This is a genomic window from Streptosporangium sp. NPDC020145 (assembly GCF_040631275.1).
GTDB lineage: Bacteria > Actinomycetota > Actinomycetes > Streptosporangiales > Streptosporangiaceae > Streptosporangium.
On sequence record NZ_JBEXZT010000036.1, the window covers coordinates 38,513 to 65,136 of the forward strand.

The following is a 26,624-nucleotide window of genomic DNA, read 5'->3' on the forward strand; positions in this document are numbered from 1 at the left end:
GAGGACATTTACGGTTCTATCGCCATAGATGGTTCAAAGTGTGGATCGCAATGATGGCGCTGTCCGCCTCCCTGATCTTCATGATGGAAATGGTCGGCAACCGCGCCGTGATGCCCGCGGCTTTCTTCTACGGCGCCGCCGCGGGTCCGGCCGCTCTCCTCCTCGCCATCCACGACCGCACCCGCATCGGCGACAGCGTGCCGGGCACCACGCTGGTGGGGATGTTCCTGTTCGGCGGGGGTGTCGCCCTGCTGCTCGGCGGCTACTTCGACGCCCTGCTCATCTCGGAGAAGGACAACCCCACGATCCTGCGCGTCGGCTGGATCGAGGAGGCGGCCAAGTTCGTCCCCCTGCTCGCGGTCGCGCTGACCGGGGCGCACCTGACCAAGCCCGCGGGCGTCGCGCTCGGCCTGTCCTGCGCGACCGGCTTCGCCATCATGGAGTCGATGTCGTACGCCTGGAAGAGCATCAGGCACGACAGCGCCGTTGAGGCGGGGATGGTGCTGTTCATGCGGGGGCTCACCACCCCGTTCAGCCACCTGGCCTGGACCGGCCTGGTCTGCGCGGTCGCCTTCGGGGTGTGGCAGACCAGGAGACGGGTCGTGCTGACCAGCGCGGTCACCGCGGCCTTCGCGGCGGCGGCCGTACTCCACTCGCTCAACGACGGCCTGCTCATCCTCGACCTGCCCGGCGGCGTCAAGCTCTTCTTCCCGGTGGTCGCCGCGGTGAGCTACTGGCTGTTCCACCGGGCGACCCGCGACCTGGAGAAGACCACGCCGTCGGAGACGGCACCGTCCTCCGTCTAGGAGGCCCTACTCGTACGGCTCCGCGGGCGCCGGTACCCTCGCCAGCCCGGTCCCCGCCAACTCGGGGTAGATCAACCCGTTGGGCATCTTGCCGAACGTGTGCGGGACCCACGTCCCGGTGACCTCGACCCAGGTGTCCCTCGGCGGTGCCTTGATCCCCTTGACCAGGACCTTCAGCGCGAAGGCGTCCGCCGCGCAGCAGGCGATCTGCATCCGGGTGACGTACCACTCGCCCCCGCGCCTGGCCGGGACGACGAAGCCGGTCAGCCGGACGGCACGGCCGGTGAGGGACTTCTTGTCGTCGTCCCACGCCCTGCCGATGAACTCGCCGATCGGCATGTCCACGGGACCGCCCCCGGCCAGCGGAGCGAAGGCGCCGGGATCCCGCTTGGGCAGCGCGGGCGCCTGCGACCTGGCCGCGGCGAAGGAGCCGAGCGCGGGCGGCGCCACCAGGAGGATCGCGAAGACCGGCAGGCACAACAACCACGCGACCCCGTGCCCATGTCCGTGATCATGATCATGGTCATGTTTGCGCTTGGTGAACAGCCCCGCGACGCCCAGAACCACCAGCACGACCCCCGCCCCGACCAGGAACGGCCGGAAGCCCGGTTTGACGTAGTTCAGATAGCTCGTGGAGAACCCCGAGATCCACAACACGACGCCGCCGAGCAGCGCCAGGACGAGGCTCTGGGTCACGCGGCTCACAGCAGCACCTCTCCGAACAGGGCGCTCACCAGTACGGCGAGCGCGAACGTCACCGGGACGAACCTGACCGTGAACGCCCTGCCGAACGTGCCCGCCTGCAGGGCGATCAGCTTCAGGTCGACCATCGGCCCGACCACCAGGAAGGCCAGCTTCGCGGTCGCGGGGAACGCGGTCATCGAGGCCGCGACGAACGCGTCCGCCTCCGAGCAGATCGACAGCAGCACCGCGAGCACGGCCATCACCGGTACGGCCAGCCACGGCACCCCACCGACCGCGTCCAGCCACTCCCGGGGGACGGCGACGTTGAGCGTGGCCGCGGCCAGGGCTCCCACGACAAGGAATCCGCCCGCGTGCAGCAGGTCGTGCCGCATCGCCTCGCCGTACCTCGCGAGCCTGCCGCCCGCACCGTGTGGAGGGGAGGGAACGCGCAGCCACTCGTGACGGCCGTACCGCAACCAGAGCCAGCCGGTCAGCACCGCGACGGCCAGCGACGCGCCGAACCGGCACAGGACCATCATCGGCTGCCCGGGGAAGGCGACGGCCGTGGAGACCAGCACCACCGGGTTGATCGCCGGGGAGGCGAGCAGGAAGGCCAGCGCGGCGGCGGGCGTCACCCCCCGCGCCATCAGGCCGGACGCCACCGGCACCGAGGCGCACTCGCACCCCGGCAGCACCGCGCCCGCCAGGCCCGCGACCGGCACCGCGGCGGCAGGACGCCTCGGCAGCGCCCTGGTCCAGAAGGACGCCGGGACGAACGCGGTGATCGCCGCGGACAGCGCCACCCCGAAGACCAGGAACGGCAGCGCCTGCACGCACACGGCGACGAACACCGTCGCCCAGGTCCGCAGGGCGGGCGAGGTCAGGTGGGGAGTGAGGGTGAGCCTGCCCACGACCAACAGGACGACGACGAACGCGAACCCCCACGGCAGTCGCGACGTGCCCCGCCCCCACGAGTCAGGCGGCAGAACCCCCTCGTCATCCCAGCCACTCCGGGACCCAAACATGATCCATATCGTGTCAGATCCCTACGGTCCATCACAGCTGGGACAACAGCCACCTGGGACCGGTCACGTCCGCGCCCAGCGCGACGACCCGCTCACGCAGCCCCCGGTCCGCGGTGACGACCAGGACGTGCTCCCACCCCGGCGCCTGCCGTACGGCCCGCACCACGGCGTCGTCACCGCTGCCGGGCGCGGAGATCATCGTGACCCCGGGAACCCCGGGGACGTCACGGGCCGCCCCCTCGACCACCACGGCGAACCTGGGGAACCACCTGGTCAGCGTGGGTGTCCTGGCGGGCAGCGCGCGCACCCCGCTGGCCGCCAGGGCGCCGACCTCGGAGACCAGCTTGGCGGTGGCCCCCGCGCGGTCACGCCACCAGCCGTGTTCGGCACGGGCGCCGACGATGTTCGCGGCGTCGAGCACGACCAGCACGGGACCGAGCGCCCGCCCGATCACCGGCCAGCTTCCCGCGAAACCGGGATGCAGCGGCCTGTCGGGGATCTCGTCGGGGGTGAGCCAGCGCAGGTCGACGCTCTCGTCGTTGGCCGGCAGGGCGTCCAGCAGCCGGGGAGTCGCGGCGATCACCGTGTGGAAGGACCAGCCGCCGTGATCGTCGACGTAGACGCCCTGGATCCGCAGGTCGTCGCCGTCCAGCCCGGCCTCCTCGCCCGCCTCCCTGAACGCGCCCGCCACGGGGTTCTCGTGACTGTCGAGCGCGCCGCCGGGCAGGCCCCACGTGCCGCCGTGATGGCTCCACCCGGCACGTTCCTGCATCAGCACACGCGGGGTGCCGGCGTCGTCATGATGCACGGCCAGCAGTCCGGCCGCGCCGTACACCCCCCAGTGCCGATGGCCGAGCGCGCACTCGACCCACCCGTCCCCGTCCTTGGCCGCCATGCCCCCATCATCGCACCGCCTCTTCCGGCCGCTTCTGATCGCGGGGCGGGCGCTCAGTTTCCGCCCGCGGAGAAGTGCTGGTAGTCCTTGATGCCGGACCAGTCGCCGCCCCAGCCCCAGCCGACCCGGGCGAAGGCCTTGACGACCCGGTCGCCGGGGTTGACCACGCCGGGGGCGTCCACCGGGCGCTTGGCGAACTTCCTGGCGTTCTTGTGCGCAACCGAGCCGTCGGCCGAGACGTAGGGGTTCTCGCGGGGGTTGATGTCCACGGCCCTGCCGTAGGCGTGCTGGGACCAGTGACTCGACCCGGTCGCCGCGCGGCAGTTGAACGCCGAGGTGTTGTTCGCGTCGATGGAGTCGAAGTCGTCGCCCTTGTAGGCGTCGACGGGCTCCATCTTGTAGATGGGCCAGCGCCAGTCGTACAGACGGCCGAAGACCTTGGTGATGGCCTCGGTCGCGTCCTTGTTCACGACCAGCTTGCCGGTGTGGGGTTTGTCGTCGAAGCCCCAGTAGGTCATCGTGATCATCCGCAGGCCGTCGAGGGGGACGGGGCAACCCGGCCGCCAGGAGTGTTTGACCTGCTCACGGGTGACCTTGGAGACCGTGGCCGAGAACTTCGGCGGGGCCGTACGGCTCGGGGTCGAGCCCGGAGCCGGGGGTGCCGTCTCCTGGACCGTCTTCTGGGCCGTCTCGTCGGCCGCGGAGGTCTGGGAGACGGGGGAACCGGAGGCGGGCCGCTGGGCGGTGGTCGTGCCGCACGCCGTCGCGAGACCGGTCGTGAGACAGGCGGTGGCCACCGCGAGCGTCGCCTGGATACTACGCATCACGAGTCGTGAGCCTCTCACTTGTCGTCGCCGCACGCCGGGCGGACCGTGGTAGTCGTCCGGCCACCTGACGTGACAAAGGGTAGCCGCCGCGCCCCACCGCCCCGTACGGTCGCCCGCGCCCTGACGTTCCTTGGCCGAGGTTTTTGGCGAAAATCCCGCGCAGGTGTTCGAAGGGGCGCTACAGTCGGTCGCACCGGATCGAACACGGGTTCGGGCGGTGTCTGCCCAGATGGGGGTGTGTCATGGCGATGCTCGCGGTGCCCGAGACACCCCATATCCCCGCGACGCACCCCTGCGCACGGCCTCGTGCGACACGCCGTAGCCCTTTCTACGGAAATCTACCTCGGCCGCTATATCCCGTCATAAAGTCCGAGACCGTGGACCCCGTGCGCAACCCGTACGCCCCCGGCGCGGGGCAGCGCCCTCCCGAGCTCGCCGGGCGTGACCGAGAGCTGCAGCAGTTCGAGATCGTCCTGGAGCGGGTGGCCCGCGGCCGTCCCGAGCGCAGCATGGTCATCACCGGCCTGCGCGGCGTCGGCAAGACCGTCCTGCTGAACACCTTCAAGTCCATGGCCATGCAGCGGCTGTGGGGCACGGGAAAGATCGAGGCCAGGCCCGACCAGTCGATCCGGCGCCCGGTCGCCGCCGCGCTGCACCTGGCCATCCGTGAGCTCGCCCCCCGGCACCGCGCGCCGGAGCGCATCGAGGAGTTCCTCGGCGTGCTCAAGGCCTTCGCGATGCGCGACCCGAGCGCGGCCAAGGGCACCTCGCACTGGTCGCCGGGCATCGACGTGCCCGCGAGCCGGGGCCGCGCCGACTCGGGCGACCTGGAGATCGACCTCACCGAGCTGTTCGTCGACGCCGCCGGGGTCGCCACCGACCTGGGGGTCGGCATCGCCCTGTTCATCGACGAGATGCAGGACGTGCAGGCGCCGGACGTCTCCGCGCTCTGCGCCGCCTGTCACGAGCTGTCCCAGAGCGGCGGCCCGCTGATCGTGGTCGGCGCGGGCCTGCCGCACCTGCCCGGCGTGCTGTCGGCCAGCAAGAGCTACTCCGAACGGCTGTTCCGCTACGCCAGGATCGACCGGCTCGACCGAGAGGCGGCCGACCTGGCGCTCATCGCCCCCGCCGAGAGCGAGGGGGTCGAGTTCACCCAGGAGGCCCTCGACGCCCTCTACGAGGCGGCCGACGGCTACCCCTACTTCGTCCAGGCCTACGGCAAGGTGGCCTGGGACCTGGCGCTGAGCAGCCCGATCACCGCCGACGACATCAAGGTCTCCGCGCCCGAGGCGGAGGAGGAGCTGGCGGTCGGCTTCTTCGGCAGCCGATACGAGCGGGCGACACCCGCCGAGCGTGACTACATGCACGCGATGGCCGCCATCGGGGACGAGCCGGTGGCCACCGCGGAGGTCGCCGAGGGGCTGGGCCGTAAGCCCTCAAGCCTCTCCCCGGCCCGTGACAGCCTCATCAAGAAGGGTCTGATCTACAGCGCCGAGCGCGGATTCATCGCGTTCACGGTGCCACACTTCGGAAAGTTCCTGCGTTCCCAGCCCGTTTGAACACATGTTCGATATAGTGATGTCACGGTCTACACGGGGCCCTAGCCCTCTATACGGCTCTCTAGTGGGGAAGCTAGAGAGCCGTATAGAGCTGTATGGAACCGCTAGAAAGATCTAGAGCTCTCTAGCGTCCAGCCGATACGGGCATAGATTCCAGCAGAGACATCTCCTCGACCGGCTGTCCGTCGAAGCCGACCATCGCCACCCGCACCGCCGGGTGCCGCCCGCTCAGATAGACCGCGAAGACCACCTCGACCGGCTCACCCGTGTGACCGCGCCCCTCGTAGACGAAGAACCGCCAGCACAGCTCACGCCAGCTGTCCACGGGCTCGGTGCTCGACAGCAGCTTCACGTGTGAGCGCCAGGTCGCGCTCGCCCGCAGCCGGCCGAGGGCGTGCGCGGGGTCGAGCGGGCGCTGCTCACACGGCGCGCGATACCGCAGCCGCGCCGCCGCCTCCTCGATCTCCGGCGACAGTACGGCGAGCACCAGCAGCCCGCCCAGGGCGGCGACCGCCTGCGTCCAGTTCATACCGGACAACAGCGCCCAGCCCGGAATCCGCGGCGTCCAGACCAGCCCGAGGGACATGGCGGTCAGCACCATGGTGCGCCCCAGCGAGCGCAGCCCGACCGGCACCGCGCTGACCTCGCCGAAACAGCCACACCCCACGTCCGGACGGCGCCGCCGCAGCTCCCACAGCACGTAGGTGGACACGGCGAAGAACGCGGCCGTACCCCAGCGGAACACCGGATGGCCCGTCGTCACCAGCCCGGCGACCAGGACCACCTCACCGGCCGCGCAGCCGAGCATGGCGGGCGCGCGCCAGCGGTCGGCCACCAGCACCGCGGGACCGAGCCTGCTCAGCACGCCCGGCTCCGCCTCGCCTCTGGCCGTCCACACCTTGGCGAGCGCTCCCGCGACGAGCAGCGCGCTCAGCACCGGAAGCTGCGCGGCGGCGATCATCGTCAGCATCTGTGTCACCCCAATCCGACCCGGGCGTTGAAACACCCCTTGGTCAGCTCCCCGCCGAGCTCCACGAAGGAGACCGGCGACAGTTCCACGATCCGGCCACGGGGAGAGGTGCCGCATTCCAGGCAGCGGTCGCAGAACCGGCCCGCCAGGCAGCCGCAGGCCACGATCGGAAGCACCGAGGTCCGCCCGGCGCACACGTTGCGCACGCTGAGCGCGGAACCCAGCGCGAGGTACGGCAGCGCCGTACAGGACACGCCGGCGTCCTGGCAGTCGCTGTCGGCGTGTTCCAGCATGGGATAGGCCACGCCCCGCTCACCCCAGTCGAAGGTGTCGGACCAGGTCGAGGTGCCCGAGATACGGGCCTGCGCGCCGTACCCGGGAGGCGGTTTCGGCACGGAGGTCCACCGGTAGGGCGGCTGGGAGGTCGCGGGCAGACGGGCGTGGGCGACACCGTCCTCGCGGATTCCGATGGCGTCGAACAGGTAGCCGGGCTCGAACTGCGGGTGCCGTACCCGCAGGCGTCCCGAGGCGCCGTAGGGGATGACGATCGTGCGCCGCCCCCGGTGGGGCCCGCAGTACAGCTCGACCGTGAGGTCCCTGCGGCCGCTGCCGACGGACTGGATCACGCCGGTGATGCGGGTGATGTCGGCCCAGATCCGGTCGACGACCCGGCCGCCCTGCAGGGCCCTGACGATCACGTGGGCGCCGACCGGCAGGTCAGCGGGGGAGACGTTCTCACCGCGCCATGCGGTCGCCCACGGCGCGATGACGAGCCGCTCCTCCTCCCCCTCGGGGGTCTCCACGACGATCAGGTGCGGGCTCACGTCCAGGATCTCGCCGGTGATCGAACGCAGGGGCTCCCCCTCCTCCGAGTCGGCCTCGGGGTCCGGCTCCCGCTCGTCGGGGGAGCCGGGGGAGTCGAGGGATCTGCCAAGCACGGCGGCGGCCAGCACGCGGCGGCGGTCGGCGCTGCGATACGGCATCGTCACTCCCATGTTTCGCGAAGGTCTCCCGGTCAGCGTCACACGCTCACGGGAGTCTCGCCGTTCGCTTCGGCCAATAATCCTGTCGGTGGGGTGGCGGGGTAGCAAAATTCCCCCTCCCGGTGGAACGCGTCATTCCCCGTTCTAGGGCAAACCAGTACCTGACTCCGACTTGGGACACCTCTGCCTGGGGGAGGCGTTCTTTGCTGTTGACGGAACGAAATATAGGTTCCGGTTCAGCCGGTTTAGGGGCTCTGGCTGCGATTCTGGCCACGAGGCACACCTGACCACAGGCTGGTGATCGCGGTGAGCGGCGGAATCCATGAGGAGTTCCGCGAGTACGTCGTTGCTCGCGGTCCGACACTGCTGCGCGCGGCCCGTCAGCTCACCGGGCATCCCAGTGACGCCGAGGACCTGCTCCAGGCCGCCCTGTTCAAGACCTATCTGGCCTGGGGCCGCATCCACGACCGCGCGGCGCTCGACGCCTACGTGCGCCGGGCGATGGTCAACATCAACATCTCCTGGTGGCGGCGGCGCAAGCTGGAGGAGTATCCCGCCGAGGAGATCCCCGAGCCCGTCCTCGTCAGCGGCTCGGGCCATCTGCCCGAGCAGGTCGAACAGGCCCTCGACCGGCTGCCGACCAGGATGCGGACCGCCGTCGTGCTGCGCTACTACGAGGACATGACCGAGCCGGAGATCGCCAGGGCGCTGGGCATCAGCGTCGGCACCGTCAAGAGCACGGTCTCCAGGGCGATGGCGCGGCTACGCGGCGATCTCACGGTTCCTGAGCAGCGACAGCCGCAGCCCCAGCGCTAGGCTCCCCGGACTCCGCCCCGGCCGTCGCGCACGGCCGTACGGCGTCGCGGATCGTCCGCAGCATGTCGAGGAAGACATCGAGCTGCTCGGGGGGGAGCAGGCCGGTGAACCACTCCTCGATGTCCGCCAGGTGCCGGGGGAGCACCGCGGTGAGCCGGTCCGTGCCCGCCTGGGTGATCACGGCGTAGGAGGCCCTGCGGTCGGTCGCGCACGCCTGCCGTGCGACCAGTCCCTCACGTTCCAGCCTGTCCACGACCCGGGTCACCCCACTGGTGGACAGGCTGGTCTGCGCGGCCAGGTCGCTCATGCGCAGGCGCCTGCCCGGGGAACGTGCCAACCGGATGAGGGTCTCGAAGTCGATGTCCGAGAGCCCCGCCTCGGCGAAGGAGGTGTGGGTCTTCGCCAGCAGGCCGCCGAAGGCTTCCGCGAACAGGCCCATGGCCGTTAACCGGGAGTCGTCAAAGGAGGTCACCGTTCCACTTTAACCGATGATGGTTGACGTGGGGAATATTCCTCATGTAGAAATCTGTTGACGCAAACATCCGCACTGCAAGCACCTCTTCAGGAGTAGTCATGACCACTCGGACCTGGGAGAACCTTCAGCTCCCCGCCGCGGGTACCTTCAACCTCGACGCCGCCCACACCCGGATCGGCTTCATGGTCAAGCACATGATGGTGAGCAAGGTCCGCGGTCACTTCGACCAGTTCGCCGGAAGCGTCACCGTCGCCGAGAACCCCCTTGAGTCCTCCGCCGAGCTGACGATCAAGGCCGAGAGCATCAGCACCGGCGTCGCCGACCGCGACGGCCACCTGCGTGGCGACGACTTCCTCGCCGCCGAGAAGTTCCCCGAGATCACCTTCCGCAGCACGCGCGTGGTCGGCCACTCCGGCGACGAGTTCACCGTCCTCGGTGACCTCACCATCCGCGACGTCACCAAGCCGGTCGAGCTCACCGTCGAGTACGGCGGCGCGGGCACCAACCCCTGGGGCCAGTCCGTGTGGGGCTTCTCCATCACGACCGAGATCGACCGCGAGGAGTTCGGCCTGACCTGGAACCAGACCCTGGAGACCGGTGGCGTCCTGGTCGGCAAGAAGATCAAGATCGAGATCGAGGGCGAGGCCAACCCCGCCGCCTGACGATCGTCATGGGAGGGTCGATGGGCCCGCGTGGTGTCGTGGTCCTCGCCGCCTGCCCGGAGTCGTGACCTTCGTCGCCCGATAGCCGTCGTCCACAGGTTCCCTCCCGGCGTTCGGGATTCGTTGTCCACAGGCTCCTTTCCGGTGTTCGGGAGGGAGCCTGTGGATTTTCCGGTGAGATCACTCCTGTGGCCTTTGGGCACGGCTGGGCTTGGGGTCCGGCGCCCGCCTGTGTGGTCGGGGCAGTACCCTCCGGCTTTCCCGGGAAGTTGATATTCCGTCAGGTGGTACCGGACGTCTCGTCTGGCGGGAATCCCCAGACTCACAGCCGTGTCTGCCTGCGAGAATCGCTGATCGTCCACAGGTGTGCACAAAGTTATCCACAGGAGTGGATAACCGGTACACGCCTCCCCGACACGGCGTCTGCGGGAACCGCTTTGCTGCCTCGCCTGATGGCCGGTACTCTATGCTGAGCCACTCGGCAACCAGGAGGCTTCGCCTAGTCAGGTCTATGGCGCCGCACTGCTAATGCGGTTTGGGTTTACCGCCCATCCGGGGTTCAAATCCCCGAGCCTCCGCTGTGACAAGGGAGTTCGTGAGAGATCACGGGCTCCCTTCGTCATTTCATAGATCACCACTGGCCTCCGGCCACATTGATGGCACGAACGCGGCGGCCGCCCATGTCGCCTGTTCCTACGTTCCTCGGCCACTGAGGGGTGGACATCGCTCGTGAAGGCTGCGGTCGCGTGGCCGAGGATCATCGGGGATGACCTTGATGGAAACGTCGGCGGCGAGCGGCATCATGGTCGCACCAGGTTGCGACCCCTCGCAGGGTGATGAGGCCTCGGCGGGTCTGCCTGGGCGGTGCCTCGCCTGCCGGGTTGCGGCTCCTTTCTGGGGCGATGAGGACGCAACCCGGTGGCGTAGATGCTTGCGTTCGCCTAGTTGCGAACCCTCGCAAGGGTGATAAGGACCTCAGACGCCACCCTGGTGCTGCTGGCCCCCGTCGACATGTCACGAACCCTCAGGGGTGATGAGAATAAGGCCGGGCCGCGAGGGGTGGTTGATCGCGAGCCCTCTCAGGCTGCTGAGCCACCAGTCTGCTCTCACGACGCCGACGGCCGCAAGCTACGACGGGGATGCTTTGTTGGGAAAAGCCAGCGGATCAGCGGGCCGTTAACGGCGTTGGGGCGGTAGTTCGCCCACCGGTGCGGCGGTGTGCGTTCCGCCGCTCGTGCAGCGCCACACGGCGATCTCGTTCTCCAACTCGGCGAGCAGGCACCGATCGTGCACCGGACAGGCGGGCCACATCTTCCACGTCGCCTCCACGACCACGTCCTGGGTGGCGTCGGCCACAGACTGGAGCACCTGTTGGGCGTCCCCGCCGGGCCCGAGGCCGCTGCCGTGGCAGATGCCCCGGAACTCCACCCGTGCCAGCCCCATGGCGTCCCGGTCGGGGACGACCATCCGAAGCGTCCCGGTGATCCCCGCGGCGCGGACGTCGCGCTCCACGACCTTCAGCGCCTCCTCCAGCGGCACCAGCAGGTCCGGTTTCAGGGCGAAGGTCGGCGCGAAGCCGATGTCGTCGAGGAAGGCCTTGCCCAGCCGAGCCAGGCCGGCGTCCGTCAGCTCGGCGGCGGGGCGTTCGAGGAGCTCCCGGGTGACGGAAGTGGGCATGTCCCACTCCTCCACCAGGCGGGCCAGCTCGACGAGAGGCCCGGCATCGAGACCACCGTCGCGCAACGCCGTGTAGACGCGGACGCTCAACTCCTCGACGGCCTGGTCGAACTCATCGTCCTGCTCGTAGGGATGCATGCCGCAGTGTCTCCCGCCTCGCAGATCCCGGCAAGCGAGATTTCACCCATCGCCGTTGAATATCCGGTGATCTCTGACGTCATCCTTTTCGCCGGCCGGAGCACAATCCTCGGTCGGCGTTCGACACGCATCCGCTGATCTTCACGCTGCGTCAGGGAATCAATGGTCACCAGTATTTCGGATCGCAGCACAGGGTGTTCAGAGCCGTTCAGGGGACCACACATGCCCTCTGACCTGGGTTGAACCGTCTGGAATGGCCTGAGGGCGATCTCCGAGAAGCCGGGCCGGGCCATGTCGGACCGACCGGCGAGTTGCTGGACGGGCTGGGGCCCTCATAGTGCGGCAGTCGCAGCATCTCCTGGCGCACCGGACTGGCCGGGACCGTGAAGATTGGATCCTCGGAGTCCGTACGGCCGGCGCCGATGACTCAGCCATCGGCGGAAACCGGAGTGACCGGCCCAAGGACAGGAGAAAGCGAGGGCCTCGCCCCACCGGGATCGACAGAGATGCCGCCACGGTGATGGCCATGGGTGTACGGCACCGCGCGCTGAGCGATCTCGTACGAGGCGTGGGCGGTCTGGTCGGCGAACGCGGCGGTGAGAAGGCCGCCCCACTCCTGCCGGTCCGCAGGGCGCGCTGGCTCCGCCGGGGCCGGGGGCGGGCGGGGGGACGCCCCGGCGCGGGCGGGGGGGGGGCGCGCCCCCCCCCCACGGGAGGGGGGCGCGGCGGGGGGGGGGGGGGCCCCGGCGGCCCCCCCGGGTAGGGACGTCCCTACCGTCGCGGACCGGTCCGCCTCCCCCCTTACTGTCTCCCTGGCGGGATCGTTCGCCGAGGTCTGCCCTCCTAGCGTTGTGACCAGCGCCGACGTGGCGCGAGAACCTACCGGGAGAACCTCCTCATGCGCACCACCCCGTCCAAAGCCGCCGCCGCTCTCGCCCTCGCCACCACGGGTCTGGCTCTCTTCTCCGTCCCGGCGCACGCCGGGCAGAAGCCCGCCCCGAGCACCACGGCCTCGCTCCAGAGGTCGATGGACGCGATGGTGCGTACCGGTACCGCGGTCGGAGTGCAGGCCAGGCTCAGCGAGGGAGACCGGCAGAGCGTCCTGCGCTCGGGAACGGCCACGGTCGACGGCGGGCGTCCCGTACCGACCAACGGGTCGTTCCGTATGGGCAGCGTCACCAAGGCCTTCGCCTCGGTGACCGTGCTGCAGCTGGTCGGCGAAGGCCGGATCGGACTGGACGACCCCATCGGCAAGTATCTGCCCGGCCTGTTGCCGCGTGAGAACGACATCACCGTACGGATGGTCCTACAGCACACCGCCGGGATACCCGACTACACCAGCATGAAGGAGTTCCCGACATCGGGTGACGCCTACCTGAAGCTGCGCTTCAACCGGTTCACCGACGAGGGCATCGTGAGGACCGCGCTGACCAGGCCGCTGGACTTCGAGCCCGGCACGAAGTTCTCCTACTCCAACACCGGCTATGTGGTGGTTGGGATGTTGATCAAGGCGGTGACCGGCCACAGCTGGCAGAGTGAGGTCACCGAGCGCGTCATCAAGCCGCTGGGGCTGCGCGGCACCTCGGCGCCGACGTACTCCACGACCATCCCCGGGCCGCACGCCCACGGATACCTCAACAAGAGCAACGGCGAGTACGTGGACGTGACCCGGCTCAACCCGAGCATCGCCGGCGCCGGGGGAGCGATGATCACGACCACGGCGGACCTGACGACCTTCCTCAACGGCCTGGTCACCGGCAAGCTCCTCAAGCCCGCCCAGTTCACCGAGATGAGGAAGACCGTTCCCATCAAGATCCAGCCGGGGGACTACGGCCTCGGCCTGATCTCCATGTCCACCTCGTGCGGGCAGAAGATCATTGGTCACAACGGAGGCATCCCGGGCTATCTCACGAGCGCCTTCACCACCCTGGACGGCCGCACGAAGATGGCCCTCTCCGTCAACCAGAAGCAGTCCCCGGCCGACATGGCCGCCTTCAGCAAGATGATCGACTCCGCCTTCTGCTCCTGAGGGGGGGCGCGGCCCGGCCTCGGTCGAGAATGATCAACGGGACCGGGGCCGGGAAGGAGCGACTGACGTCGACGCCTCCGTGCCGTGTCGCCTGTCCGTTCATGTGGTGAAGGAGAACCCGGCCGCGAGCCGACCCCTTTCCGGCGTGCGCTCACATCGAGGCGCGCCATCCCGAAGGATCATGCGATGGCCGTCCTCATTCGCGGCGCCATGTCATCTGGCCGGGGAAACTCATGCACCACGTCCGTCGGCGCAACCTGCGTCGCCGTCGCTGTCGCGTAGGGAGTGGATCATGCTCCGCAGGATCAGGAACGCGGCTGACTGCTCGGTCTCGGTCAGGCCGGCCAGCATTCTGACCTCGACGGCCCGGACCGCCACGGTCGCCTTCTCCAGGCTCCGCCGGCCGCGAGGGGTGAGCCGTGTGGGAAGGACCTTCCCGACGGGAGCCTCCGCGGGCCTGGTCACGTAGCCGTCCCGTTCCAGGGCCTGGAGCAGCACGTTCATCGACTGCCGTGTCACGAACGCGCCCCGCGCGAGCTCGGAGTTCGACAGGCCCGGTCGTTGGGCCAGCAGTTCGAGGCAGGAGTAGTGCGTCACGCTCATCCCGAGTGGCCGCAGCACCTCCTCCATGGCCACGCGCAGGGCGCTCGAAGCCTCTTTCAGCAGGTAGCCCAGTGATTTGTCCAGGTCAACGCCGGGGCCGTTTTGACTCATGTCAGAATTCTGACATACATTGCTCCGTGTCAGGAATCTGACACGGAGAGAAGGAGCACCACCATGCCCGTCACCGGCCCCGACTTCATCTCACTCCAGGCGCGCGACCTCGACGCTTCACGGGCGTTCTACGAGCGGTACCTCGGCCTCGTCCGCTCGCAGGCCGGGCCGCCGCACGCCGTCGTCTTCGAGACGAAGCCGATCGCGTTCGCGCTCCGCGACGTCGTTCCCGGCACCGATCTCGCGTCCGTCGCCCGGCCCGGCATCGGCGCCGCGATCTGGCTCCACGCCACCGACGTCCAGGCCATCCACGACGCTCTCGTCGCCGACGGTCACACCGTCGTCTCCGCGCCGATCGACGGCCCCTTCGGCCGGACGTTCACCTTCGCGGACCCCGACGGTTACCACGTCACCCTCCACGACCGCGCCTGACAAGCCGAACCGGCCCCGGACCGCGTCGTCACGGACCGGGTTCCGCACGCCGGAGACGGCCGGCCGCTCAGGGGTTACGGTTACCGAGAAGCTCCGCAGATGGCCGGCCGCTCAGGGGTTACCGAGAAGCCCCGGAGACGACCGGACGCTCAGACGCCGCCCGGAAGCTCCGCCTTGAGGCGGTCGGCGATGTCGGCTCTCAGGGCCTTCTTGTCGATCTTCCCGACCTTGGTCCAGGCGAGTTCCTCGACGACGACGAGCCGTTCGGGAAACTTGAAGCGGGCGACCTCCGCGCTCTCCATCTGCCCGCGGATCTCCTCCAGAGTGACCGTCTCCCCGGCCCGCGGCACGACGTACAGGCACACGCGTTCCCCCAGCAGGGGGTCAGGCATGGCCACGGCGGCGACCTGGCTCACCGAGGGGAGCTGGTACACGAGGTTCTCGATCTCCTCGGCGGAGATCTTCTCCCCGCCACGGTTGATCATGTCCTTGTCGCGACCGGCCACCACGAGGTCACCCTCGGGCGTGCGCAGGCAGATGTCACCCGTACGGAACCAGCCGTCGTCGGTGAAGGAGCGGGCGTTGTGCTCCGCCGCCCGGTAGTACCCGCGAGGCGTGTACGGCCCGCGGGTGAGCAGGAGCCCGGCCTGACCGTCCGGCAGGTCCCGGTCCTGCTCGTCCACGATCCTGATCTCGTCAAAAGGCGACAGGGGACGGCCCTGCGTGGTGCACACCGTCTCGACGGGGTCGTCAAGGCGGGTGAAGTTGAGCAGCCCCTCCGCCATGCCGAACACCTGCTGCAGCGTCGCCCCGAGCACGGGCTTCACCTTGTACGCCAGCTCGTCCGCGAGGCGGGCGCCGCCCACCTGGATGACCCGCAGACTGGCGAGTTGCCCGGCACCGTGCTCGGCCGCCCGCTCCAGCCAGCGGCCGGCGACCGCGGGCACCACCGCGGTGTGCGTGACGCCTTCCGCCGCGATCGTGGCGAAGGCCCGTACCGGCTCGGGCGAGGGCAGCATGACCACCCGCCCTCCGGCGAGCAGTACGCCCAGGATCCCCGGGCAGGCGAGCGGGAAGTTGTGCCCGGCGGGCAGGCTGACCAGGTAGACCGACTCCGAGGTGACCCCGGCGACCTCGGCGCTGGCCCGGGCGTTGTAGGCGTAGTCGTCGTGGGTGCGGGCGATGAGCTTGGGCATGCCGGTCGTGCCCCCGGAAAGGAGGAAGAGGGCCACGTCCCGGGAGGAGGGAGAGGGCATGTCGAAGCCGGTCCGGTCGGTCGGCGGGCCGCACAGGCTCCGCAGGTCCACACTTCCGGGTTCGATGTCGTCCCCGGCGACCAGCACCCGCCATCCGGCCCCGGTGGCGGCGCGTACGTCGGCCGCGAGGTCGTGGGCGAGCCGTTGGTTGTCGAAGTCCTTGGTCCGGTCGGGGACGGCGATCGCCACGGCCTCGGAATGGACGGCCAGATAGGTGAGTTCGGCCCGGCGGTGGGCGGGCAGCGCCATCACGGGCACGACGCCCGCGCGCAGGCACGCCAGGAGGAGGACGACGAACTCCCACGAGTTGCCCAGCTGCATGACGATCCGCTCGCCCCGGGCGATGCCGAGGCCACGCAGGCGTACGGCGGCGGCGTCGGCGCGGTCGGCCAGCTCGCCGTAGGTGAGGCGGAGCCCGGTGCCGTCGGTCAGCGCCGTGGCGTCCGGGTCGCGGTCGGCGACCTCCCGCAGCAGGGTGCCGATCGCGGCCCCGGCCCAGAGGCCCTCCTCGGTGAAGCGGGTGACGTCGGCCTCGGGCCAGGGCACGGTGTGCTCAGTGATCGGTGTGGGCATCGTCGGCCTTCCTGGTGAGGATGACGGCGTCAAGCGCGATGAGACCTTGTGGCGTGAGCCGTAGCGGATTGACCTCGATCTCCTCCATGAGCGGATTGGCGACGAGCAGGTCGCCGAGCCTGGAGACGATCGTGCCGAGGGCGTCGGAGTCGAGGACGGGGCCGCCGCGCCACCCGGAGAGCAGGGCCCGCCCGGCCAGTTCGGACGGCATGCCGGCTGCCTGGCCGGAGGAGACCGGGGCGAGCCTGATGGCGACGTCGGCCAGGGCTTCGGCCACGGTGCCGCCCAGCCCCACGAGCACCACGGGTCCGAAGACGACGTCGCGTCGGGCGCCGACCATCAGGTCGATCCCGGCGGGCGCCATGGCCTCGACCAGGTAGCGCCGCGCGCCCGCCGCGTCCAACTCGTCGAGTGCGGCGTCCAGGTCGGCGTGGGAGGACACGCCCAGGTGCACGCCTCCGATCTCGGTCTTGTGCAGGACGTCCGCGTCCAGCAGTTTCACGGCCACCGGAGCCCCGACGAGGTCGAACGCGGCGTGGGCCGCGGCCCGGTCGGCGCAGGCGTGGCGTGGCATGGTCGCCACACCCAGCTGTTCGAGCAGGTCCTTGCCCGCGTTTTCGTCATATCGGGCGGCCAGGCCGGTCGGCGCCGCCCACGGGGTGGAGACTGCGGGGCGGGCCGTACGCGCTCGGGCGTCGGCCAGCAGCGCGGCGGTGGCCGCGGCGACGCCACGGGCGTCGTCGACCACGGCGACGCCCGACTCGCGCAGGGCTCGGCGGTCGCGGACGACCTCCTCGCCCACGCCCGCCAGGCCGAGGACGACGGGGACGTCCGCGGTCATGCCGTTGGTGAGCGCGGCGACGACGTCGACCGCGTCCGGTTCGTGCAGGACGTAGCCCGCGAGGACGTCGACGCCGGGATCGGCGCCGACGGCGGCGAACACCGCTCCCAGCTCGGGTCCGGGACGGCCGGTGTCGACCGGGTTGCGCTGGAAGGTCAGCGGCGGCAGCAGCCCGGCCAGGGTCTCGCGGGTGCCGGGAGTGAGCTCGGGCACCCGGACCCCGCGACCTCGCAGGTCGTCGAGGAGCAGCAGGCCGGGACCCGCCTGGGCGGTGACGACGCCGACCCCCGGGACGGCGTGGGGACGGCCCCGGGTCACCGCGAGCGCGCCGACGGCGTCGACGAGTTCGCGTTCGTCGTCGACGAGGACCGCGCCCGCCTGGGCCAGGGCCGCGCGCGTCGTGCGCCACGAGGTCGCGAGCGCCCCGGTGTGGGACTCGGCGAAGGCCCCGACGTCGTGACGGCCGACGACCAGGGCGACGACCGGCCGGGTCGCGGTGAGGCGGCGCACGCTCGCGACCAGCCGGGGACCGTCCGCCACCGACTCCACGTGCAGTGCGACGGCGGCGGTGCGGGGATCGTCGGCGAGGTGGTCGAGGACGTCGGGAGCCGTGACGTCGGCCCCGTTCCCGAGGCCGACGGCGAGGCTGACGCCGTGCCCCGCCTCGGTCAGCGCGAACGCCAGGGCGTGGTTGACGCCCCCGCTGGCGGCGACGACGGCGACGGCGCCAGGTGCCACCCGGTGGACGCCGGGGACGAAGCTGGCGGTCACCCGCGCGTGGGGAGCGAGGAAGCCGCTGGTGTTCGGGCCGAGGAGCCGGAGGCCCGAGTCCCGGGCGATGGCGCCGAGCCGTCGCTGGTGCCCGACTCCGGCGCCGCCCGCCTCGGCGAACCCCCCGCCGCACACGACGGCGGCTCGCACGCCCGCGGCGGCCGCCTCCGCGAGCACGTCGGCGCAGGCCGCGGCGGGGACACAGAGCAGGGCGAGGTCGACGGGTCCCGCTGCGGCGGCGACGCCGACGGACGGGTACATGGTGTCGTCGCGCGCGTTCACCCGTGCCAGGAATCCGTCGAAGCCGGACAGTGAACGAGCCATGGCGGCGCCGAGTTTGCCCGGGTCGCGGGAGGCGCCGACGACCGCGATGCCCCGGGGGGCGAACAGCGGGCCCAGCGGGCCGGAATCGTTCACGTGAGCACTCCGACCAGGTCAGCACGGCCGGAGAGCACCGTGGTCAGTGCCCGGTCCCGGTCGTGATCCCGCTCGATCAGCAGCGCGGGAAGTCCTGTGCGCATCCGTACCTCCTCGCACAGCCGGGTGCGGGTCAGAGCCGTGCCACCGTGTACGGCGACCAGCACCGCGCCGGTGGTGAGGCCGGACAGGTGGGGCAGGTCGGCCTCGTCGTCCGGCGCCTCCAGCAGGGCGCCCCACGCGCCGGGCAGCGGAACCGTGGAGAGCGGCAGATCACTCTCCCCCCGGACGGCCGTGGGGGCACCGTCCGCTCCGGCCACGACGTCGAGCAGCCGGCCGGACGCCGACCAGCCGGTCACCTCGAAGCGCGTCTCCAGCGGGTCGGCGCCGTGCAGGTCCCGCCACCGGCGGTGGGCCGAGTCGGTGAACCGCGGCGCACGCCTGGCCAGCCGTGCGTCGGAGATGCTGCGGGACATGAAGTGGTAGGCGAACTGCCACGGCTCAAGGGCGTCGTGGTAGTCGCCGAAGTTCTCCCACCAGGCGAGACTTGGCCGCGCCGAGTCCTGGATGCGCAGAACCGGTGGCTTGGCCGTCCGTTCGTAGCTCGCGAGGGCGGCCGCGAGGTCGCCCGGGTTCCCGACCAGCGCCCGCGAGAGCGCGACGGCGTCCTCCATGGCCATCTTGGTGCCGGAACCCACGGAGAAGTGCGCGGTGTGTACGGCGTCGCCGAGCAGGACGACGGGCCGTGGGGCCAGCGCGTACCAGTGGCGGGTACGGCGCGTGCGGAAGTTGCCCCATCGGGAGTTGTTGGTGAGCAGCCGTCCGCCCTCGATCTGCTCGGCGAACAGTTTCTCCAGGTACTCCTTGGAGCGCAGGTCGCTCGCCCCGGGAGGTTGGTTCACGTCGAACGCGTCGAGACCGGCACGCCGCCAGGAGGCCTCGTCGGTCTCCACGATGAACGTCGACATGGTGTCGGAGATGGGATATCCGTGCACCGCGAAGACGCCGTCAGGGCCGCGTTCGTGGACGAAGGTGAGCCCGTCGAAGAGGTGGTCGGTGCCGAACCAGATGAACTTGGCCGAGGCGGTCTCCACCTGTGAGCCGAGGCCGGGACCGAGCGCTTCGCGGATCCGCGAGGAGGCTCCGTCGGCGGCGACCACCAGGTCGTAGCCCGCCAGGTCGTCCAACGTCACCTCGGTGGAGAAGCGGAGGTCCGCCCGGACGGAGCGGGCGCGTTCCTGCAGGATCAGGAGCAGCGTGCGCCGGACGACCGCGGCCATGCCGTTGCCGCCGCACCTGATCCGCTCGCCCTTCAGCCGGACCTCGATGTCCTCCCAGTGCCTGCCGTGCTCGGCCAGGGCCTCGCGCAGCACGGGGTCCGCCTCGTGGATCGCCTCCAGGGTCCGGTCGGAGAAGACAACCCCGAAGCCGAAGGTGTCGTCGGCGCGGTTGCGCTCGAAAACGGTCACCTCGTACGACGGGTCCGCCTGCCGGATCAGTGCGGCGAAGAACAACCCGCCGGGGCCGCCGCCGACCACCGCGATGCGCATGGCCCACTACTCCTTGGTCGTGCGGCCGAGGATCCGGCCGAACACGGCGCCCAGCGCCGCCTCCGGATCGTCCACCGCGGAGGCGGACCGCCAGGCGACCATGTGGTCCGGGCGGACCAGGAGAACCCCGTCCTCCGCGACCTCGGAAAGGGTGCGGTAGTCGCCGTAGCCGTCCTCGTAGTCGCAGCCGCGGCCGATCGACCAGACCCGGATGGGCACACCCAGGCGCTTGGCGACGCGCTCGGCCGCCTCCCGCCAGGCGGCGCCGCCGATGCCGGTGAGCAGGGTGAACCGGCCCCGGCCGCACAGGTCGAAGGTGGAGACGCGCCGCTGGTCCCTGGTCAGCCACACGTGCGGCAGGTGGCGTCCCGGACGGGTCGAGGCGAAGTAGTAGATCTCCTCGTCACGCGGCGCGGGCTGCTCGGGGGTGCCGTCGGGCACGATCGCGGCGGACGCGTAGTGCTGGTTGGTCTCGACGCCGTGCGTGTTGAAGCACATGATCGTGTCCTGCAGCGCGGTGTCGAACTCCTGCCGCAGCCGGCCGCCCTCGGCCGTCGGCTGCAGCAGGGCGTCGAGGGCGTCGTGCAGTTCCTGCGCGCCGGAGGCGGGCGGCAGGCGCAGCGCCATGAAGATCGGCGGCATCAGTCCGTCGCTGCGCTTGGCGCGCTGGACGATCTGCTTGGCGACCGGCAGCCGCTCGTCGCGGTAACTGTCGAGCAGCGTGGGTGCGGCTTCGCCGCGCAACACCATCGCGAGCTTCCAGCACAGGTTGTAGCTGTCCTGGATGGAGGTGTTCGAACCGAGGCCGTTCATGGGCGAGTGCCGGTGTACGGCGTCGCCGACGCAGATGACCCGACCGACCATGTTGTCGGTCGCGTAGACGTCGTTGACCGCCCAGGTGGAGATCGACTCGACCTTCACCGGCACCTGGTCGTCGCCGATCAGCTGGTGCGCGATGCGGACGCCGTCCTCCTCGGTGAGCGAGGGCTGCCCGGCGTTGACGTCGTAGCCCCACACGCCGACCCACTTGGTCCACGGACGCACCATGCGCAGCACGCCGATGCCGTTGCCGTCGTGGCCGACGCCCGGCTGGACGAACCAGTACATGTCGCCCGGACGGTGCTCGACGAAGCGGGTGAGATCCGCCTCGAACACCACGTTGATCGAGCCTCCGAGCCCCATCTTGCCGACCAGGGGCAGGCCGGCCTGCGCGGCGACCGTCGAGTTGCCGCCGTCCGCGCCGATCAGGTACTTGCTGCGGATGCCGTACTCCTGGCCGGTCAGCCTGTCCCTGACCAGGGCGGTCACGCCGTCGTCGTCCTGTGTGAACGTCAGCAGCTCGGTGTTGAAGCGGACGGACGACCCCCGCGAGGCGGCGGCGTTGACCAGGATGGGCTCCAGCACGTGCTGCGGCAGGTCGCACACGGAGCACGGGCTGGCGAGGTCGTGCTCGGCCTTGAAGTGGGGATGGGTGTACCACGTGCGCAGACGGCCGAGCTCCCGCCCGGCGAGGCTCGTGGCGTACACGTGCTCGCCCATCAGGTGCTGCGGAGTCGCGTTCTTGACCACCTCCCCTTCCAGTCCGAGGTCACGCAGCACCTCGACGCCGCGCTGGTTGGTGATGTGCGCGCGGGGCGTGTTCGAGACCCCGGGGTACTTGTTGAGCACCACGTTGGGGATGCCGTACGTCGAGAGCAGCGCCGCGGCGGTGGCTCCCGCCGGACCGGCCCCGACGATCAGTACGTCCGTCTCCACGACGGGGGTGAGGGTATCCATGTCATGGCTCCAAAAAGGTGCGGTCAGTGCCGGTGGCCCCAGAGGTCGGGGCCGGGGATCTCGGTGACCTGCCAGGTCTCGTCGTCGATGAGGACGCCGCCGCTGCCGAACTCGGTGTGCACACCGACGGGGGACTCGGCGTAGAAGGAGAACATCTGGTCGTTGCTGTGCCGGCCGAGCGTCATGGTGACCGGGACGTCGCGGTCGAGCACGAGGTCGTAGGTCCGGCCCACCTGGTCCATGTCGGGGACCTCAAGCATGAAGTGGTGCAGGAACGGGTGGTCGATGCCGAAGAACGGGCCGTCCACGAAGGCGATGCTGTGGTGGCGCGGGTTCGTGTGCAGGAACGTCGCCTGGAACGGCACCCGCATCGTGTCGCTGATCTTGAAGCCCAGGACGTCGGTGTAGAACCGCTGCTGGGCCGCCACGTCCGGGCTGGCGAGTACGACATGGCCCAGGCCGAGGTCACCCGTGACGAACCGTTCGATGTCCCGTGCCGAGGTGAACCGCCCCTCGCCCAGCGAGGCGCCGTGGAACAGCTCGACCCGGTTGCCCGCGGGGTCGAGGAAGTGCGCCATACCGGCCACGCGCCGGATCTCCAGCTCGCGCTGCGTCGCCTCGTGGGCCACGACGCCGTGGTCGCTCAGCTCGTTGAGCGCGGCGCTCAACGCGTCGCCGTCGGCGACCTCCCAGCCGTAGTAGGCGCCGCCGTCCTGCTCTCCGGCCTCGACGGTGATGCGGTGGTGCATGTCGTCGATGCGGAAGTGGGTGGCGCCGTCCTCTCCCTCGACCCGTTGCATGCCGAGGATGTCGGTGGCGTAGGTGGTGAAGGCGTCCGGCTCACGCGCGGACAGGCCAAGGTAGCCGAGCTGCTTGATGTCCATGCTGTGCTCTCCTAGTCGTACGGGGTCAGAACGCGTCGGTGAGGAAGCCGCGCAGCAGCGCCGCGTACTGGGCGGTGCGCTCGATCTGCACCCAGTGACCGCACTTCGGGAAGACGTGCAGCTGCGCGTTGGGCAGGTGCTGTTGCAGGAAGACGCTGGAGTCGGGGGTGACGAAGCGGTCCTCACGGCCGTGCACGATGAGGAACGGATGCGGCATCCGGCGCAGCGCGGACGGCGGTACGGCCATCTCGGCGGGGGAGGAGGAGAAGAAGCGCTCGAAGGAACGCCGCACCTCGGGCCGCATGACCTCCTTGTAACGCGTTTCGGTGATCTCCGAGATCGACGTGCCCAGGGCGTCCTCGTCGTAGACGAACCACCTGGTGAGGTTCTCCAGCGCGCTGATCGTCGGGTCCTTGTAGAAGGACACCATCCGCATGACCTCAGGCGTCGGCTGCGAGTGCCCGCCCGCGCTGCCCATCAGGGAGATCCGGGCGAAACGGTCCGGTGCCGTCATCACCAGGTGCATGGCGAGGGCGCCGCCCATCGAGTTGCCGACCAGGTGCGCCCGCTCGACACCGAGGACGTCCATCAGGGCGAGCACCTGCTCGACCCGCATGCGCATCCATCCGGTCAGGCTGCCCGGCATGTCCTCGGGGTGGTCGGTGCGGCCGTAGCCGACGAGGTCGGGGGCGACCACGTGATAGTCGTCGCTCAGCGCGGGGATGAAGCTGCTCCAGTTCGACCCCGCGTTGGCGCCGGGGCCGCCGCCGTGCAGAAGAATTACGGTCTCGTGGCTCTCCTCCCCGCTTTCCAAGAAGAAAGTGGAATAGCCATTGGTTTCGACGGTGCGCTCGGTCACTGGAATGGGCTCCTTCCTGTCACGCACGGGCATTGCTCAGGATGGTGCGTTGATCGGTGAACGGCCGGGATCGGGCCTGCCAGGCGACGGCGGGACTTGCCTCTTTCGCCCCTGGTATTGCTAGCTTGTGCGTTGTCGCACCACCGTAGACAGACACCACGTTGATGCGCTTCGTACGATGTGTCGTTAGTTGTCGGTGTTGATCCGACGTTGTGTCGCAGGAGAGGAGCAACCCCTGTGAGCCTTGATGACGCCGTCCAGGACCTGGCTGACCGTCTCGGCGTGGCGCTGGTGGTGCTCGACCACGACCTGAAGATCGCGGCGTTCAGCGTCCACGACACCGACGCCCGGCTGGCCCGGCTCGCCCGGTTGCTCGCGAGCTCGACGGCGCCGGTGACGAATTCGCTGGTGGAAGGGCATCGGCTACGCTACGTGAAGCACGGTGTGCGGGTGCCTCAGGCCGACGGGGAACTGGTCGTCCTGCCGCTGCGTCATGAACAGCAGCTGCTCGGCTACGTCTACTACGTCGAGGATCGGGAGGCGCCGCGCGTCGACGATCTCGAAGTACTGGAATCCGCCGCGCCGGAAATGGGCGCGCTGCTCTCACTGCGGATCTCTGAGCGGAGGCACGACAAGGAGAATTCGAAGAACCTGCTTGCGGCATTGCTCGGAGAATCGCCGGAGGCCCGTTCGGCGGCGGCGGAGACCCTCGTGCGGGAAAACCTCATCGATGACGTCGAGAATTACTCGGTTCTCGTTCTCCAGGCCCCTGAGTCGTCCTCAAGGTCGGTGACGAGACTTGCCGTCGAGGCGACCCTCGAATTCACCATGAGATCGACGACCGTGAAGATCGTCGGTGCCGTTCTCGGAGCCGAGGGAATCGTTCTCTTTCCGCGTCCGGTCAACCACGACAGGCTTGAACGCGCCCTCGCCGACCACGATCTGGAGGAGGTCGTGGCAGGTGTGGGCAGCGTGAAACCGTCGTTGCCGGAGGCGGTCGACTCCTACCACGAGGCCCGGCTCGCCCTCCGCGCCTCCCGGCTGGACAGGCGTCGTTACGGCAGGCGGGTCTTCTGGGAGGACCTCGGCATCGACCGTCTGTTCCTGCAACTGCCGCTCGACCGGCTGACACCGAGCCAGCTCCCCGCCGGAGTGCGACGCCTGCTGGGCGCGCCCCAGGGTGCCGAACTCGCGACGATCCTGGAGGGCTACCTCGACAGCGGCGGCGAGATCCAGGGTACGGCGCGGCGTCTGCGCATCCACCGCAGCACGCTCTACTACCGGCTTGACCGCATCCGCGAGATCATCGACTGCGACATCACGGACGGGGCGACCCGCCTGGAACTGCACGCCGGCCTCCGCATCGCCCGCCTCGCCGGCCTGTGGCCACACAGGTGAGTCTCCGGCGCCCGCGTCGCGACCGGCTGTGAGATCAGAGGGATGGAAGGGTCGGCTTCACCTCACGCCCGCATTTCTCGATCAGCGGGTCAGCCACCGTGGAGACCCCAGCGATCCAGGCCCGTATAGACGAACGCGGTCCGGCACGCAGGAGCGGAAAGGCACTCCGCCTCTCCTCTGTAGATCGCCACAAGCGAGTCCGGTCCCCTCCACCAGGTGTCCGCCAGCCCTGCCACCTCCTGTACGGGCTCATAACCTTCGAGCTGGATCGCTTCAACCTCGTCGCCTGTGATCTTCGTGATTTTCGTGGCCCACATCGACGCGTGGTAGGCCAGCGCGACCGACTCCACCCAGCCCTCGACGGTCGCGTGCAGAGGGGTCCAGAGCTCGCTGTGAATACCGAACTCATCACCAGGACCGATCATGAAGGCGTAGGGAACCGACGTCCGCTGTCCGCCCGCGTCGAACCACCAGCCTTCGGCCGGTGAACCTTCCGGAATATCCGAAGACAGAACCCGGGGACCACCCTCGTAATGCGGAGCCGGCGGGAGCGCGAATCCACCCCAACGAGCCTCGTACTCCACGGCCCGATCGATCTCGTGTGCCGGGATGCCTAACGCGATCCACCTGCCCCGAAATCGATCGCCCTTCGAAGGTCTCACCCGGAAGCCATGAATTTTGACAAAGTCGCGGGCCCTACGAGTGAGCCCTTGAGGAACGTCGGTGATGTCATGATCCATATCTCTCAGGACTTCCTCGTGCGGGGCCGTAGGTCTGGCCGTCCCGCCTGTGGCCCCAGCCGTTTCACGTGCTGTGCCTGGCGTTGGCTGTTCCGCTCTCGGGGGAACTATCTGTGCGGCCAATCACGCCCGGACCGTTCACGGTCATGCTTCAGAGCCAGGCGTACGGCGAAATAGATGACCAGGAACTGAATGAAAGCGCCGAACAGCATGAAGATCAAGCTCATGCCTGAAACGCCGAGATTCATGGTCTCTCCCTCATCGTCGGCGATCAGCCTGCCTGCCCCGGCCCACGCTGTCCACTGTCGTTTCCGTGGCAGGCGCTGTCTTCGCGGTGCCGAAGCGGTACCACCCGGACCACCGGCCGGTGGAACCACGTTTGAACGAGCACGTCCGGGTTTGCCGCCCATCCGGGTTCGAAGCCCCGATCCTCCGTACGCGAAAGGCCTCTCTCGGGCTAGGAACGGGACAGGGCTCCTCGGCCGCTCGGGGTGGACAGTTTGAATATGGAGATGCCCCGTGCTCCACCGGCGATCACGATGTTCGGCTCGCTCCAGCACAGGCCGAACATCGCTGTTTCACCACGTACGACGGCGATGCATGACGGGTCATCACTGATGGCCCAGATCCGCACGCTCCCGTCGTCGGAGGCGCTGGCCAGCCAGGAGCCGTCTGAGGAGATCGCCACGGCGTTCACTCCGCCGGTGTGGCCGGTGAGGGTGGCTCGTGGGGTGCCGTCGGTGTTCCAGGTTCGTACGGTTCCGTCGCGGGAGGCGCTGGCCAGCCAGGAGCCGTCTGAGGAGATCGCCACGGCGTTCACTCCGCCGGTGTGGCCGGTGAGGGTGGCTCGTGGGGTGCCGTCGGCGT

Annotated in this window: 24 protein-coding genes, 1 tRNA gene and 1 pseudogene; 8 read left to right on the top strand and 18 right to left on the bottom strand. The window is 69.6% G+C overall.

The annotated features are described in order from the left end of the window. Positions 1-38 precede the first annotated feature (38 nt). Entirely contained in the window at positions 39-806 is a 768-nt protein-coding gene (locus ABZ463_RS37360; RefSeq protein ID WP_362783998.1) for a PrsW family glutamic-type intramembrane protease, read from the top strand. A 6-nt stretch (positions 807-812) separates the two neighbouring features. Here the strand turns inward: ABZ463_RS37360 and ABZ463_RS37365 are convergent, their stop codons facing one another. Genes ABZ463_RS37365 through ABZ463_RS37380 form a run of 4 tightly spaced genes read right to left on the bottom strand, consistent with a single transcriptional unit; the run spans position 813 to position 4,234 of the window. Next, complete coding sequence (locus tag ABZ463_RS37365; protein ID WP_362784001.1) at positions 813-1,511, bottom strand: TIGR03943 family protein; 699 nt, start codon at positions 1,509-1,511, stop codon at positions 813-815. Then, entirely contained in the window at positions 1,508-2,515 is a 1,008-nt protein-coding gene (locus ABZ463_RS37370; RefSeq protein WP_362784004.1) for a permease, read from the bottom strand. The genes ABZ463_RS37365 and ABZ463_RS37370 overlap by 4 nt, the downstream gene beginning before the upstream one ends. Positions 2,516-2,546: 31 nt before the next feature. After that, positions 2,547-3,410 carry an NUDIX hydrolase gene (locus ABZ463_RS37375; protein WP_362784006.1) on the bottom strand — a complete coding sequence of 288 codons (864 nt, stop codon included), beginning with the start codon at positions 3,408-3,410 and terminating at the stop codon, positions 2,547-2,549. A gap of 53 nt (positions 3,411-3,463) precedes the next feature. Further along, entirely contained in the window at positions 3,464-4,234 is a 771-nt protein-coding gene (locus ABZ463_RS37380; RefSeq protein ID WP_352014924.1) for a M15 family metallopeptidase, read from the bottom strand. Between the two features lie 380 nt (positions 4,235-4,614). Here ABZ463_RS37380 and ABZ463_RS37385 point away from each other — a divergent pair, with 380 nt between their 5' ends. Next, a complete protein-coding gene (locus ABZ463_RS37385; protein WP_352014841.1) occupies positions 4,615-5,796 on the top strand; it encodes an ATP-binding protein in 1,182 nt (393 codons plus the stop codon). Positions 5,797-5,920: 124 nt separating this feature from the next. Here the strand turns inward: ABZ463_RS37385 and ABZ463_RS37390 are convergent, their stop codons facing one another. Further along, entirely contained in the window at positions 5,921-6,766 is an 846-nt protein-coding gene (locus ABZ463_RS37390) for a MauE/DoxX family redox-associated membrane protein (protein WP_352014840.1), read from the bottom strand. 5 nt (positions 6,767-6,771) lie between these two features. Further along, a complete protein-coding gene (locus ABZ463_RS37395) occupies positions 6,772-7,749 on the bottom strand; it encodes a hypothetical protein (protein WP_352014839.1) in 978 nt (325 codons plus the stop codon). A 306-nt stretch (positions 7,750-8,055) separates the two neighbouring features. Here ABZ463_RS37395 and ABZ463_RS37400 point away from each other — a divergent pair, with 306 nt between their 5' ends. After that, positions 8,056-8,565 (top strand): SigE family RNA polymerase sigma factor, encoded by a 510-nt coding sequence (locus tag ABZ463_RS37400; RefSeq protein ID WP_352014838.1) that lies wholly within the window; start codon positions 8,056-8,058, stop codon positions 8,563-8,565. Here the strand turns inward: ABZ463_RS37400 and ABZ463_RS37405 are convergent. Further along, the gene (locus tag ABZ463_RS37405; RefSeq protein ID WP_362784011.1) at positions 8,525-9,037 is read right to left on the bottom strand and encodes a MarR family transcriptional regulator; all 513 of its coding nucleotides are present in this window, start codon (positions 9,035-9,037) and stop codon (positions 8,525-8,527) included. The two genes, ABZ463_RS37400 and ABZ463_RS37405, sit on opposite strands and share 41 nt — an antisense overlap. 101 nt (positions 9,038-9,138) lie before the next feature. On the opposite strand from ABZ463_RS37405, the gene ABZ463_RS37410 reads away from it, so the two are divergent. Continuing rightward, complete coding sequence (locus ABZ463_RS37410; protein ID WP_352014836.1) at positions 9,139-9,702, top strand: YceI family protein; 564 nt, start codon at positions 9,139-9,141, stop codon at positions 9,700-9,702. Positions 9,703-10,190: 488 nt separating this feature from the next. Next, a tRNA-Ser gene (locus tag ABZ463_RS37415) sits at positions 10,191-10,280 on the top strand. 598 nt (positions 10,281-10,878) lie between these two features. Here ABZ463_RS37415 and ABZ463_RS37420 read toward each other — a convergent pair. Next, a complete protein-coding gene (locus tag ABZ463_RS37420) occupies positions 10,879-11,517 on the bottom strand; it encodes a hypothetical protein (RefSeq protein ID WP_362784014.1) in 639 nt (212 codons plus the stop codon). 898 nt (positions 11,518-12,415) lie between these two features. On the opposite strand from ABZ463_RS37420, the gene ABZ463_RS37425 reads away from it, so the two are divergent. Then, entirely contained in the window at positions 12,416-13,546 is a 1,131-nt protein-coding gene (locus ABZ463_RS37425) for a serine hydrolase domain-containing protein (protein ID WP_362784017.1), read from the top strand. A gap of 231 nt (positions 13,547-13,777) precedes the next feature. Here the strand turns inward: ABZ463_RS37425 and ABZ463_RS37430 are convergent, their stop codons facing one another. Continuing rightward, on the bottom strand, positions 13,778-14,260 hold the full coding sequence (locus tag ABZ463_RS37430; RefSeq protein ID WP_362784020.1) for a MarR family transcriptional regulator: 483 nt from the start codon (positions 14,258-14,260) through the stop codon (positions 13,778-13,780). A 63-nt stretch (positions 14,261-14,323) separates the two neighbouring features. On the opposite strand from ABZ463_RS37430, the gene ABZ463_RS37435 reads away from it, so the two are divergent. Further along, positions 14,324-14,692, top strand: a complete 369-nt coding sequence (locus ABZ463_RS37435) for a VOC family protein (RefSeq protein ID WP_352014830.1) — start codon at positions 14,324-14,326, stop codon at positions 14,690-14,692. 149 nt (positions 14,693-14,841) lie between these two features. On the opposite strand, the gene ABZ463_RS37440 is transcribed toward ABZ463_RS37435, so the two are convergent. The 6 genes from ABZ463_RS37440 to ABZ463_RS37465 are packed head-to-tail and all read right to left on the bottom strand — an operon-like array spanning position 14,842 to position 23,574. After that, positions 14,842-16,521, bottom strand: a complete 1,680-nt coding sequence (locus tag ABZ463_RS37440; protein WP_362784023.1) for an AMP-binding protein — start codon at positions 16,519-16,521, stop codon at positions 14,842-14,844. After that, the gene (locus ABZ463_RS37445; protein ID WP_362784026.1) at positions 16,502-18,550 is read right to left on the bottom strand and encodes an acetate--CoA ligase family protein; all 2,049 of its coding nucleotides are present in this window, start codon (positions 18,548-18,550) and stop codon (positions 16,502-16,504) included. The genes ABZ463_RS37440 and ABZ463_RS37445 overlap by 20 nt, the downstream gene beginning before the upstream one ends. After that, on the bottom strand, positions 18,547-20,100 hold the full coding sequence (locus ABZ463_RS37450; RefSeq protein ID WP_362784029.1) for an FAD-dependent monooxygenase: 1,554 nt from the start codon (positions 20,098-20,100) through the stop codon (positions 18,547-18,549). Before ABZ463_RS37450 ends, ABZ463_RS37445 begins: the two co-directional genes overlap by 4 nt. 6 nt (positions 20,101-20,106) lie before the next feature. Next, positions 20,107-21,876 (bottom strand): FAD-dependent monooxygenase, encoded by a 1,770-nt coding sequence (locus tag ABZ463_RS37455; protein ID WP_362784032.1) that lies wholly within the window; start codon positions 21,874-21,876, stop codon positions 20,107-20,109. A gap of 23 nt (positions 21,877-21,899) precedes the next feature. Continuing rightward, entirely contained in the window at positions 21,900-22,760 is an 861-nt protein-coding gene (locus ABZ463_RS37460) for a VOC family protein (RefSeq protein ID WP_352014825.1), read from the bottom strand. Between the two features lie 25 nt (positions 22,761-22,785). Next, on the bottom strand, positions 22,786-23,574 hold the full coding sequence (locus ABZ463_RS37465) for an alpha/beta hydrolase (RefSeq protein WP_352014824.1): 789 nt from the start codon (positions 23,572-23,574) through the stop codon (positions 22,786-22,788). A 282-nt stretch (positions 23,575-23,856) separates the two neighbouring features. Here ABZ463_RS37465 and ABZ463_RS37470 point away from each other — a divergent pair, with 282 nt between their 5' ends. Beyond that, positions 23,857-25,017 carry a helix-turn-helix domain-containing protein gene (locus ABZ463_RS37470; protein ID WP_362784035.1) on the top strand — a complete coding sequence of 387 codons (1,161 nt, stop codon included), beginning with the start codon at positions 23,857-23,859 and terminating at the stop codon, positions 25,015-25,017. A gap of 89 nt (positions 25,018-25,106) precedes the next feature. On the opposite strand, the gene ABZ463_RS37475 is transcribed toward ABZ463_RS37470, so the two are convergent. From ABZ463_RS37475 to ABZ463_RS37485, 3 genes and pseudogenes are all read right to left on the bottom strand, one after another. Next, a complete protein-coding gene (locus ABZ463_RS37475; protein ID WP_362784038.1) occupies positions 25,107-25,757 on the bottom strand; it encodes a hypothetical protein in 651 nt (216 codons plus the stop codon). A gap of 107 nt (positions 25,758-25,864) precedes the next feature. Continuing rightward, a complete protein-coding gene (locus tag ABZ463_RS37480) occupies positions 25,865-26,005 on the bottom strand; it encodes a hypothetical protein (RefSeq protein WP_352014821.1) in 141 nt (46 codons plus the stop codon). Positions 26,006-26,214: 209 nt separating this feature from the next. Continuing rightward, positions 26,215-26,624 (bottom strand): annotated as a pseudogene (locus ABZ463_RS37485) (hypothetical protein); the annotation flags it as partial.

What these genes read in the sequence shown, in the direction of transcription:
- ABZ463_RS37370 (WP_362784004.1), bottom strand. Translation starts at nt 2,515, where the DNA reads ATGTTTGGGTCCCGGAGTGGCTGGGATGACGAGGGGGTTCTGCCGCCT.
- ABZ463_RS37375 (WP_362784006.1), bottom strand. Translation starts at nt 3,410, where the DNA reads ATGGCGGCCAAGGACGGGGACGGGTGGGTCGAGTGCGCGCTCGGCCAT.
- ABZ463_RS37380 (WP_352014924.1), bottom strand. Translation starts at nt 4,234, where the DNA reads ATGCGTAGTATCCAGGCGACGCTCGCGGTGGCCACCGCCTGTCTCACG.
- ABZ463_RS37390 (WP_352014840.1), bottom strand. Translation starts at nt 6,766, where the DNA reads ATGCTGACGATGATCGCCGCCGCGCAGCTTCCGGTGCTGAGCGCGCTG.
- ABZ463_RS37395 (WP_352014839.1), bottom strand. Translation starts at nt 7,749, where the DNA reads ATGCCGTATCGCAGCGCCGACCGCCGCCGCGTGCTGGCCGCCGCCGTG.
- ABZ463_RS37410 (WP_352014836.1), top strand. Translation starts at nt 9,139, where the DNA reads ATGACCACTCGGACCTGGGAGAACCTTCAGCTCCCCGCCGCGGGTACC.
- ABZ463_RS37420 (WP_362784014.1), bottom strand. Translation starts at nt 11,517, where the DNA reads ATGCATCCCTACGAGCAGGACGATGAGTTCGACCAGGCCGTCGAGGAG.
- ABZ463_RS37425 (WP_362784017.1), top strand. Translation starts at nt 12,416, where the DNA reads ATGCGCACCACCCCGTCCAAAGCCGCCGCCGCTCTCGCCCTCGCCACC.
- ABZ463_RS37430 (WP_362784020.1), bottom strand. Translation starts at nt 14,260, where the DNA reads ATGAGTCAAAACGGCCCCGGCGTTGACCTGGACAAATCACTGGGCTAC.
- ABZ463_RS37435 (WP_352014830.1), top strand. Translation starts at nt 14,324, where the DNA reads ATGCCCGTCACCGGCCCCGACTTCATCTCACTCCAGGCGCGCGACCTC.
- ABZ463_RS37440 (WP_362784023.1), bottom strand. Translation starts at nt 16,521, where the DNA reads ATGCCCACACCGATCACTGAGCACACCGTGCCCTGGCCCGAGGCCGAC.
- ABZ463_RS37450 (WP_362784029.1), bottom strand. Translation starts at nt 20,100, where the DNA reads ATGCGCATCGCGGTGGTCGGCGGCGGCCCCGGCGGGTTGTTCTTCGCC.
- ABZ463_RS37455 (WP_362784032.1), bottom strand. Translation starts at nt 21,876, where the DNA reads ATGGATACCCTCACCCCCGTCGTGGAGACGGACGTACTGATCGTCGGG.
- ABZ463_RS37460 (WP_352014825.1), bottom strand. Translation starts at nt 22,760, where the DNA reads ATGGACATCAAGCAGCTCGGCTACCTTGGCCTGTCCGCGCGTGAGCCG.
- ABZ463_RS37475 (WP_362784038.1), bottom strand. Translation starts at nt 25,757, where the DNA reads ATGGATCATGACATCACCGACGTTCCTCAAGGGCTCACTCGTAGGGCC.
- ABZ463_RS37480 (WP_352014821.1), bottom strand. Translation starts at nt 26,005, where the DNA reads ATGAATCTCGGCGTTTCAGGCATGAGCTTGATCTTCATGCTGTTCGGC.